Source organism: Actinotignum sanguinis, from assembly GCF_003957255.1.
Classification (GTDB): domain Bacteria; phylum Actinomycetota; class Actinomycetes; order Actinomycetales; family Actinomycetaceae; genus Actinotignum; species Actinotignum sanguinis.
The window spans coordinates 18542-28997 of the sequence record NZ_QDIE01000023.1; the positions used below are offsets into that span (position 1 = coordinate 18542).

Here is a 10456-nt window from a genome sequence, read left to right on the forward strand (position 1 = left end):
CTCATCTCATGGACGCATCGCTGCCCCGTGTCGTGCCGCCCCGTATTCGCGCAGTCCTAGAATGTGCCTATGCCGCAATCCTCACGCACCACCACCCGCATCCGCGCCCTCGACGGCATCCGCGCGCTCGCAATTATCGCGGTGGTGCTCTATCACATGCGCCCGGCGGTACTGACCGGCGGATTCATCGGCGTCACGGTGTTTTTCGTGCTTTCCGGTTTCCTCATCACCCGCAGCGTATTGCGCGAGCTGAGCCGTGAACGTCGCTTCTCCTACCTGCGTTACCTGCGCCGTCGCCTCCTGCGCCTGTGGCCTCCGGTTCTCGTCACCATTGCGGGTAGCGCGCTCCTCAGCTACATGTGTGCGCCCAGCCTGCTCCCGAAAGTCCAGGCTGACGCCCTTCCCGCGGCGCTGTTCGCGAGTAACTGGGTCTATATTTTCCGCGAGGTTCCCTATTTCGCGGCCTCCGGCCTGCCTTCCCCGCTCACTCACCTGTGGTACCTCGGGGTCCTTGCCCAGTTCTACCTGCTCTGGCCCTTCATCTTGCTGGCCCTGCGCCGGGTGCGGTATTCGACGGTGCGGATCGTGGCGGGCCTGGCCCTCGCCTCCGCGCTGCTCATGGCGCTGCTTTTCTTCGCGGGCCCGGATTCCACCCGCGCCTACTACGGCCTGGATACTCGCGCCGCCGAACTTCTTATCGGCGCGCTCGCGGCTCTTGTTTCTCCGTATGTTGCGTCTCTGTGGCCGCGCGCGGATAGCACGCCGCCGCCGCAGCCTCCCGCCCGTTCCGCCACCGCCGCTTTCGCGTTGCGGGTTGGCACCGGCGCCGCTCTCCTGGCTTTGCTGGCGCTGGCCGTATGGGCCGATGGTGAATCTGCCCTCACGTACGCGGGTGGTTTAACGACGACGGCGCTCCTGACCGCCCTTATTGTCCTCACCGTGCACAACCCGCGGCTGGGCCTGAGCCGGGTGTTGGCCAGTGCGCCTTTTGCCTATCTGGGGTCGCGATCCTTCTCCCTCTACCTGGTTCACTATCCGCTGTTGCTTTTCATGAATCCGGCTACCCGCACAGCGGAGATTTCCGGGGCGGCCAAGATGGGGCAGCTGCTGGTGGTGGGGCTGGTGGCGGAGCTGTTTTATCGGTGTGTGGAGCAGCCGAGCGCGCGCCTGGCGCGGGCCGGCTGGCGCGCCGGTGTGCGCACCTGGTGGACTGGCCTGCACAGTTGGCGCAGTGACATACGCACGTGGCGTACCGACCCGCGCAACTGGCGCAAACTCGCGGGCAACCACCGGTTGAGCGACACGATCTTCGCGGCGGTGAGCGCGGTGGCTCTCCTGCTCGTGACTCTGCTGGCTTTCGCACCGATTCCCTGGCAGCGCCTCGCGGATTCTCGCGCGGTGGCCTTGCGCCCGGAACTAGCTGCACCCGCACCTAGTGTGCCCGGCGCGCTTAGTGCCCCCAGCGCACCCGGCGTGCCCGGCGAAGCACTGAATCCGCCCGCGCCGGCCAACGCGCCGGCCAACCCCTCAGTCAATACTCCGGAACCCAAGCCAACTTCTACTCCGGCACCCAGCCCGGGCTCTCTCCAGCCCATCGCCACGAAGGTCCCGGCCAATCTGGATGCCTCCGCGTGGAGCAAGGACCCGGCCACCGGCATCTGCGGAGCGAATGCCGTGATGATCGGGGATTCGGTCACCTTGGGCGCAACCGATGCCCTCAAGGAGGTTCTTCCCAATTCGGTGGTGGACGGCAAGGTCAGCCGGCAATTCTCTGCTGGCGCGGAGGTGTTCGCCCAGCGCCAGGCCCTGGGGGAGAAACCGCGGGTACTTATCTATGCTCTCGGTTCGAACGGAGCTATCGGCGGGGAAGCGGATATCCAAAAGCTTGTGGATGCCGCTCAGGGGCTTCCCGTGTATTTCGTGACGAATCGCAGCCCGCTGCCGGCCCAGAACCCAAATAACGAGCTGCTCAAGGCATACGCTGCTTCTCACCCGAATGTGGGCATTATTGATTGGTGGGCGGCTACCGAAGGCCACGAAGAATTCCTGCGCGATGATGGTATCCATCTCACACCCACCGGGCAGCAGCACTTCGCTACCCTTATCCAGCAGGCCCTGTGCGGGGCCTAAAAGGCCAGCCGGAAAGGTAGGCGCGGTGCGCGTTCTCAATTCTCTTCTTGGATTGCTCCTTGCCGCTTTCGCGGTATTCACGGTGCAACCGGCCTGGTTCGGCCCGGCTGCCCGGCTGGCCACGGTAGTGCCCGGGGCTCAGATCATGTCTAGCCGAGGAGCGCTGGCGCTCGGGATGCTCATTGCGGCGCTCGCGGTAGGGTTACTCGGCGCGGTCCGCCGCTATTTCGGGGGTGGGCGCGTGGCGGTGAGCTGCGCCGTCGTACTGCTTCTTGTGGCCCTCGCGCACGCTGGAACGCTGAGCGGGCGCGGGCTGGATCGGGAGGTGTTGGATGCGCCTGCGCCCGGCGAGCTAACCGTGCTCCAGTACAACACCGAGGGCGGGCGTGTGGACTGGGATCAGCTGGCCGATACTATCGTGCGGGTGGGCGCGGATGCGGTTTCGCTGATTGAAACTTCGGGTGATGCCGGTGCGGAGATTCAGGAGAAACTGGCCGCGCGCGGGGCGGAATATCAGCTTTTCGACGGTGGGGTATCCCGCTATAGCGCCGATTGGCGCTCGTCGGTGCTGCTGGTTTCCGCCGCGCGCGGGGAGTATGAAGCGGTGGATTTGAGCGAAACCTACGGCGATGACCTGGCGCGGGCGGTGGCTGCTGCGCCGCGCGGCGGGGCACGCTCGGATGCTCCGATGTTCGTGGCCGGGCACCCCACGGCCCCGGTACCTGCGTATATGGATCTGTGGCGCGCGGAGGCCCGGGCGCTCTACCGGGTGTGTGAGGCCGTGCCGGATGCGGTTGTTGCGGGTGATTTTAATTCGACGGCGGACCACCAGGCTGCCCTCAGCCCTGGCTCGACCTGCCGTGACCTGGGGGCCGATGCCGGAATCGGCGCGGTGGGGACCTGGCCCACCACGGTGCCCGCACTGCTGGCTTCTCCGATTGATCGGGTCATGAGCTCGGGTGCCTACCGCGGGGTGGCTGGGGAGATCATCGACCCGGATAACGCCAGCGACCACCGCGGTATCATCGTGCGGCTCACGCCGGCTGCTGATTCTGCTCCTGCTACTAATCCCACGCCGGCAACGGAATCCGATTCTTAGGGACTGGCTGGGGCGGGGCCCGCAAGCAAGGGCTTTCGGGTAAACTCCATCGCAGGGAGCTCCGGGAAGGTCAATGTCGCGAAACATCGATACACCCCCGGGGCTATTGCTTTTGTGTTCAGCGTCTTTGCTCCACACAAACTTTTAGACAGGCTCGTCAAACGCGGGTGGTTCACTCCGCGAGGGCTTGGAGTGCGATGGCGCGGTTGTTGCGCACCACAGAGCACACCTGAATCTCTTCCCACTCCCGGATGCCGCGCTGGAGTGCTTCGCGTGTCTCGGGCGTGCATGCTGCTCCGAACTTATCGGCGCACTCATTCAATCGTGCGTTCACCACGGTAGTACTCCTCGAAGCGATCCAGGATTTCTATTTCGAAGTAGGCGTTAGTTTCTTTTGGTCCGAGCTGGTAGTCATCAGCGCGCTGGTCGAATTCTTCCCGGGTCATTCTGACCTCCCGCAAGATTTCTTCTTTGCGCTCGAGAATCTCTTCCAGGGAGTTGTAAACACGGTCTGGAAAGCACAGCCGATCCTCGGCAATATCCATATGTCTCACTCCTTCAATCGCCTCATGGCGAAGTAGTTACGTGTGCTTCTCCGTCATTCTTGCATGGTATACAAGCGCAAAAAAGACCGATCCACAACCTGTGGAAAAACGCGGAGTAATTCTGCGGATAACTCCGGACCCGTTGCTGCCACACCCCTTCACCATCTACCCCCAATCCCACTCCGTGAAAAGTTCCGTCACCTAGAATGGGAGACGTGGATTTGGATACGCTCTCGGAATGGTCTCCGGTTGTTTTTGACCTCTTAGATATTTTCGGGGTGTTCGTGGCGGCCATCCTCGGCGGCATGGTGGCCCGTGAAAAGTCCTTCGATATCGTGGGCTTCGTGATCGTGGCGATTATTAGCGCCCTGGGCGGCGGTATGCTGCGCGATGTCCTTATCCAGCAGGCGCCCCTCCTCAAAGAACCACCGGTGGCGCTCACCAATCCGTACTACCTCAGCTGCGCCCTGCTCGGGGCGCTGGTGGCTTATCTGCTGCGCCTGCGCGGGAAATGGGTGCGCCGCTTTATGACGGTGATGGACGCCGCCGTGATGGGGGCCTGGACCGCTACCGGCGTGATCAAAACTCTCAACGCCGGGCTGGGCGTGATGCCGGCCGTCATGATGGGCATGATTACCGCGGTGGGGGGCGGGCTCATCCGCGATATCACCGTGGGTCGCACCCCGGTGATCTTCGGCGGTAACACCCTCTACGCCACAGCGTCGCTCATCGCGGCTTTCCCCGCGGTGGTGCTCTGGTACAACCACGCACCCATGTTGGCCATGGCGGTATCCACGCTGCTTGCTTCCCTGTTGGTGATCCTGGCTCGCGTTTTCGAGTGGTCGCTGCCCGTCAATCGGGACTATTCCGTGAACGACACGCTCCAGCACGTTAGTTCTTCGCTGAGCCGGCGGATGCGTAGGTTGCGGGATGAAGAGCACCGTCGGCTGGCGCGCGCGGAACGCCAGGAACGTGCGGTACGACGGCGCAACCAATCCCGCCAGTCGCTCCGCGCCCGCGCGCTCAGCAAGAAGAGCCAAGCGAACTCTTCCGGATCAGGCAGCTCTGGGGAGTCCGGGGCGAGCGGTTCGGGGAAACCTTCGAGCGGTGGCCAGTCCTCGGGGCGCTAAACCGTGCGTTTACTCATTGAACGATCTCCTTAAAAATCTCTAAGAAACCGTCCGTACCCCCGTCCGTACCCCCAAGTGTCCTATAGTCCGCAGCCGATTCGAAGTTATCCACGGAATCACCAAACGTCACCTTTGTCCACAGCGCTGTAAATGGCTCTTTGCTGTGCCTTGGTGCCATGCGAGAATAACGGAAAAGGGCGGGCAACCGCCCGAAACTACGCAATTGAAGGAGTGAAACATCATGACTTCACAGTCGAACCGTTTGTATTATCCGGAGCTTACGTTTACATCGCTTGAAGATGTTCTCAAGCGCAAGGAAGAAATCTTGCGTGAGGTCAGGATGACCCGGGAAGAATTCGACCGGCGCGCTGATAACTACCAGCTTGGACCGGAAGAGTCTGACGCTTATTTCGAGATGGTAGGTCTGGACCGTTTCGAGGAGTATTACCGTGGTGAACGCACGATTGGATGAGCGTGCTGATGAATTTGCGGCACATTTGCAGCGGATTGGGGAGCTGATTGACCCCGAATTTTCGCTGCTAAATCAGACGGTCACAAAGGGAGGTCTCCCGCTAAAAAGCTTGTCGGGAGATATTCGCGTTGATCGTTTCCTATTGTCCGCTTCGATTACGAGGTTTTCCTAAATTCGAAGACCGGGCTTCTAGGTGTCAATGAGTCAACCTTCTCAGTGATTCATGGAAAGGTTGGAAAAGAGCCCCTGGTGCGGTGGGATTATATTCGCTCACCACGTTCGAATATCCCTTGCGCGCATGTCCAAGTACATTCCCATCGCGATGAATGGACTCATGCTTTGCTCCGGGGTGGTCATCATTCCCGCCGCTCACGCCGGCGCATCAAGAACGAGGCCCGCACTCCCCGGATTGCTGATGTTCATTTCCCGGTGGGCGGGCGCAGGTTCCGCCCCTGCTTGGAAGAAATCCTCCTTTTCGTTATTGACGAGTTCGGGGTGGCATGCACCCCTGAGGCCCGCGCAGCACTCCAGCAAGGCATGCGGAAATGGGAGGAAATCCAGCTATTAGCCGCGATGCGCGCAGTCGTGGCCGGTGCGGGTGCGGCCAGCTAGCAGCGTCGTCGCTCCCACCACCCGCGCTAGTAAATCGCGACCGGGCCGCAGGGGCCGGGTATCACATCGATATCCGCGTCGAAAATCGCGGAAAGGCGCTCAGGGGTCATAATATCCGCAGGAGTGCCCGCATCCATAACGATGCCCTCCCGCATCGCAATAATGCGATCCGAGTAGCGCGCCGCGAAATTAATATCGTGGATCACCAGCACGATAGTGCGATGCAGCTCGTCGGCAGCCTGGCGCAGGTGGCGCATCATCTGCACCGAATGTGAAATATCCAGGTTATTGAGGGGTTCGTCCAGCAGCACGCAATCGGTTTCCTGGGTGAGCACCATCGCCACGTAGGCGCGCTGGCGCTGCCCACCGGAGAGCTCATCTAGGTAGCGCCCTTCCAGCTCGGTCAGCCCCAGGAAATCAATATAGCGGGAGATAATCTCCTCATCCTCGGCAGTCAGGCGTCCATTCGAATACGGGAACCGCCCGAAGCCGACCAGCTGGCGCACCGTCAAACGCGTCACGAAGTGATTTTCCTGGCGTAGAATAGCGAGAATCTTGGCAAGATCGGCGGATTTCGTCGTCGTTACATCAAGCCCCGCCACCGCAATCGCGCCCGCGTCCATACGCATGAGCCGCCCGATCATCGTGAGCAGCGTGGACTTACCCGCACCGTTCGGGCCCACCAGTGCCGTGACCCCGCCGTGCGGAATATCCAAGGTCACCGGGCCGATCCGGACCTCCGAACTGTAGTCGCGCCGGGTGCCTTCCATACGGATCATCGGATCGGCGCAGCTCAGATCAGCCGCGCGCAGATGCGGGGAAACCACCGGCGGCACCGGCGCGGGAACCTCCAGATGCGTGCCTGCTGTGTTCTTGCGGTGGCGCATTACAACCGCCCCTTTCTCAGTACAACGACGAGGAACGTCAGGCCGCCCACCAGCTCAATAATGATGGAGACCACGCCTTCCGCCGAGAAAATATTTTTCATCACGAAGAAACCTCCCATGAGTACCGCGTAACCGATTACGGCGGCCATGGGGAAAAGGAAACGGTGATCGTAGGTATCCGCCGCCTGGTAGGTCAGGGTGGCAACCAGGAAACCGAAGAACGTCATCGGCCCCACGAGCGCCGTGGATACCGAGATAAGTACCGCGATGAGGGTGAGGGAAATAAGGAGCATCCGCAGGTGATTGACGCCCAGCGACACCGCCACATCCCGCCCCAGCGCAATCGCGTTGAGGGAGCGAGAAATGAGGAGGAGCGCCACTCCCGCGCCCAGCGCCAGCGGCAGCGCCGCCACGAACACATCCGAGCGGGCATTCGCGATAGTGCCGAACATGCGCGCGGAGAGCACATCGAATTCGGACGGGGTGAGCATGCGTTGCATAAAAGCGGAAAGCGAACCCAGCCCGGTGCCGATAATAATGCCGATAAGCAGCATAATATGCAGACTGCCGAGTTTGCCGCGCAGCAGCCAGCCGTACAGCGCCAGCGCGCAGGCCACCATAATCGCCACCTGGATGAGGAAAGCTCGCACCCCGGTGAACGCCACGAACCCGGCCACCCCGAAGAAGAAAATCGTGGAGGTGTGAATTACCGAATACAGCGACTCAAAGCCCATAATCGACGGCGTAAGAATCCGGTTGGTGGTCACCGTCTGGAACGCGAGGGTGGCCAGCGACTGGCAGAACGCCACCAACAGAATGGAAAACACCGCTTCGGCGCGCATCCGGGTAATAATCCAGAAGCCCTCGCTGCCCACCGCCACCGGAATATTCCACACGAAATAGAGCGCGGTGCAGGCGATCCCGAGGAGCGCCACGCCGATGAGCAGCAGCCAGTAGCGCCGCCGCGCGCGCGGGGTTGCGAAAGCACCGGCATGACGGGGCGCTTGGCCAGGAACGTAAGATTTTTCGGGAGATTGTGGTACGACGACGCTCATGAGAGCCTCCGGCGCTGACGCAGGATAAGGAAGATGAACACGGCCGCTCCCAGGGTGCCGAGGATGAGGGATACCGGGATTTCAAAGGGAGCGATGAGGGTGCGGGACACCAGGTCGCACACCGTGAGGATCCCGGCTCCGAAAACGCAGACCCAGGGGAGGTTGGAACGCAGATCGTCCCCGCGCAGCAGCGAAATAATATTGGGGACGATGAGCCCGAGGAAGGGAATCCGGCCAATCACCACGGTGACCACGCCGGTGGTCAGCGCGATCACCCCGGTGCCGAGCAGCACGATGAGGTTGTAGTTCACGCCCAGCCCGGTGGCCACATCCTCACCCAGGCCCGCCACGGTGAGACGGTCAGCCAGGATAAAAATGAGGACGGTGGCAATCAAAACAATCCACAGCGGCTCGTAGCGTCCGGCCACCACATTTGCGAAACTGCCTTGGAACCAGACCCCCAGGGTTTGCAGGGTGTCTGTTTTGAGGGCGAAGAAGGTGGAAATCGCGGAGACCACCGCGCCGAGCATAATTCCCACAATCGGCACAATCACCGAGGAACGCAGCGTCACCCGGCGAAGGAACAAGAAGAAAATAATGGTGCCGATAAAAGCGAAAAGGATGGCGGCCAGCATCTGCTCGATGAGCGAGGTGTGCGGAACCAGGAACATGACGACGAGCAGCCCGAGGCCGGCCCATTCGGTAGTGCCCGTGGTGGTGGGTTCCACGAATTTATTTTGGGTCAGCAACTGCATGACCAGCCCGCACATCGCCATCGCGGCGCCGGCCAGCACCAGGGAGGCGGTGCGGGGGATGCGGGTGGCGAAGTACATGAATTCGCCGCCTTCGTGTTCGGCGATATTGTAGGTACCCGTGGTCATAGACAGGTAGACGAGGCCCGCCAGAATAATGACACCGAGGGTGAGCGGCAGCGCGCGCAGCAGCCTGCTCCCGGTAAATCTGCGTGAGGAAAGAGAACTATGCGGTGGTGTTGTCATGAGCGTACATGCTGCGGGGGCCGGGTCCCCGGCCCCCGCAGGTAGGTCATCTAGCCTGAGCTACTTGGCGGCCTTGAAGGCCTTGGCCAGGTCGTTGAGGAATTCGATGTAGGTTTGCGGACCTTCATTGACGTAGGTATCCGCGGGCATGGTCAGGATCTGCTTCTTCTGGACCGCCGGCACATTGGCCATGGCGGGTGAGTTGGTCACCAGGTCAGCACCGTGAGCTTCGTTGCCTTCACCCACGCCGGCGTCGCGGTCCATAATGAGGATCCATTCGGGATTGGCCTGTGCCAGGGCTTCGTCGGAAACTTCGTCACCCTTGTGGTTCGCGGTTCCTTCACCCAGATCGAAGGCCGGGGTGAGGTTGAGGAGCGGGTAGAGCGGGCCGAGGGTGCGGCCCACGCCCGGGGCGAGGTACCCCATCTTGCCACCGTTGGTGTTGATGGAGAGCACCTTCTGGCCGGCCGGGTAGGCATCGCGCGCGGCAGCAATCGCGGCATCCAGATCCGCGTTGAGCTTGGCGGCTTCCTTTTCCTTGCCGAAGATCTTGCCCAGATCCTCAACGTCCTTCTTCATGCCGTCCATAAGGAGTTCGCCGGACTTATTGGCGTCCGCATCCTTTTCTTCCTTGGGCAGCTTGATATTCATGTCAATAATCGCGGCGTTCGGAGCGGCGGCCTTGATCTTGTCATAGTGCTGGGCGAAGCGCTGGCCCACGATCACGAGATCGGGGTTAGCCGCGGTAATCGCCTCAAAATTCGGTTCGCGGTGGTTGCCGATATTGACCACAGAGTCATCCTTGACGTACGGGTCATCCTTGGGCATAACATCCTTGGGTGCCGCGAGCAGCTTGACGCCCCACTCGTGGAGAGTCTCGAATGTGCGGTTATCCAGGGAAACCACGCGCTCCGGGTTCACCGGAACTTCGTGGGTGCCATGCGAATCCGTGATCGAAACGGTACCCGCGGCCTGTGAGGTGGCCTCAGCGGCGGGTTCCGAAGCGGCGGCCGAAGGTGAGGGGGTATCCTTGGCGGAGTTATTGGAGCAAGCGCCCAGAGCGAGGGTGCCGGCAGCCACAAGCGCGAAAAAGCCGCGAACTGTCTTCTTCATCGTTTACCTTTGCGTAGAGTAAAAATACGTTAGGGAAGGAAGTCCTAACCCGTAGATGAGTGTACTTATACGGGACACCTTAATTCAAGGACATGTATAAAAAGCGGTATTTTCCCAGGTGAGCCCAGTGTGCATACCTTAACTAATGGTGTGTATTTTAGCGACGCCGTCACGAAGTCGGGGTTTCGGGGTGGAAGCGGTGCGGGCACGATAGGACCTCTGACTGGCGGCAGCGCTGGCGCGATAGGACCTCTGGCGAGCGTTCGCAATCACGGCAGGTCGCGCCAAGGGTTAATAGACAAAAAGTGGGTCTCATATCCGGGGTTTGCCCTGCCATAGCAACGAAAAGTCAGCCTTATTGAGCTCGAGTACCTCAATAAGCTTGCTTCCTTGACACCTGCGGTGGAATGTGCAG

The 10456-nt window shown here is 61.1% G+C and carries 10 protein-coding genes; 5 read left to right on the plus strand and 5 right to left on the minus strand.

Translation table 11 applies throughout. The features are described from left to right. The first annotated feature begins 69 nt into the window (after positions 1-69). Both DDD64_RS06430 and DDD64_RS06435 read left to right on the plus strand, forming a co-directional pair. Positions 70-2130, plus strand: coding sequence for an acyltransferase family protein (locus DDD64_RS06430; RefSeq protein ID WP_126135574.1), 2061 nt, complete (start codon positions 70-72; stop codon positions 2128-2130). Positions 2131-2155: 25 nt separating this feature from the next. After that, complete coding sequence (locus DDD64_RS06435) at positions 2156-3229, plus strand: endonuclease/exonuclease/phosphatase family protein (protein WP_126135575.1); 1074 nt, start codon at positions 2156-2158, stop codon at positions 3227-3229. Between the two features lie 314 nt (positions 3230-3543). Here DDD64_RS06435 and DDD64_RS06440 read toward each other — a convergent pair whose 3' ends face one another. After that, positions 3544-3774 (minus strand): hypothetical protein, encoded by a 231-nt coding sequence (locus tag DDD64_RS06440; protein WP_126135576.1) that lies wholly within the window; start codon positions 3772-3774, stop codon positions 3544-3546. Positions 3775-3980: 206 nt separating this feature from the next. On the opposite strand from DDD64_RS06440, the gene DDD64_RS06445 reads away from it, so the two are divergent. The 3 genes from DDD64_RS06445 to DDD64_RS09050 all read left to right on the plus strand — a co-directional run bounded on the left by DDD64_RS06445 (position 3981) and on the right by DDD64_RS09050 (position 5988). Next, the gene (locus DDD64_RS06445; RefSeq protein ID WP_126135577.1) at positions 3981-4904 is read left to right on the plus strand and encodes a trimeric intracellular cation channel family protein; all 924 of its coding nucleotides are present in this window, start codon (positions 3981-3983) and stop codon (positions 4902-4904) included. A gap of 241 nt (positions 4905-5145) precedes the next feature. Further along, on the plus strand, positions 5146-5376 hold the full coding sequence (locus DDD64_RS06450; RefSeq protein WP_126135578.1) for a hypothetical protein: 231 nt from the start codon (positions 5146-5148) through the stop codon (positions 5374-5376). 339 nt (positions 5377-5715) lie between these two features. After that, the gene (locus DDD64_RS09050; protein WP_241227489.1) at positions 5716-5988 is read left to right on the plus strand and encodes a hypothetical protein; all 273 of its coding nucleotides are present in this window, start codon (positions 5716-5718) and stop codon (positions 5986-5988) included. Between the two features lie 26 nt (positions 5989-6014). On the opposite strand, the gene DDD64_RS06460 is transcribed toward DDD64_RS09050, so the two are convergent. The 4 genes from DDD64_RS06460 to DDD64_RS06475 all read right to left on the minus strand — a co-directional run bounded on the left by DDD64_RS06460 (position 6015) and on the right by DDD64_RS06475 (position 10041). Next, positions 6015-6767, minus strand: a complete 753-nt coding sequence (locus tag DDD64_RS06460; RefSeq protein WP_126135582.1) for an iron ABC transporter ATP-binding protein — start codon at positions 6765-6767, stop codon at positions 6015-6017. Between the two features lie 107 nt (positions 6768-6874). Then, positions 6875-7930, minus strand: a complete 1056-nt coding sequence (locus DDD64_RS06465) for an iron chelate uptake ABC transporter family permease subunit (protein WP_126135579.1) — start codon at positions 7928-7930, stop codon at positions 6875-6877. Beyond that, positions 7927-8928, minus strand: coding sequence for an ABC transporter permease (locus DDD64_RS06470; RefSeq protein WP_126135580.1), 1002 nt, complete (start codon positions 8926-8928; stop codon positions 7927-7929). The genes DDD64_RS06465 and DDD64_RS06470 overlap by 4 nt, the downstream gene beginning before the upstream one ends. A gap of 60 nt (positions 8929-8988) precedes the next feature. Further along, positions 8989-10041 carry a siderophore ABC transporter substrate-binding protein gene (locus tag DDD64_RS06475; RefSeq protein ID WP_126135581.1) on the minus strand — a complete coding sequence of 351 codons (1053 nt, stop codon included), beginning with the start codon at positions 10039-10041 and terminating at the stop codon, positions 8989-8991. Positions 10042-10456 lie beyond the last annotated feature (415 nt).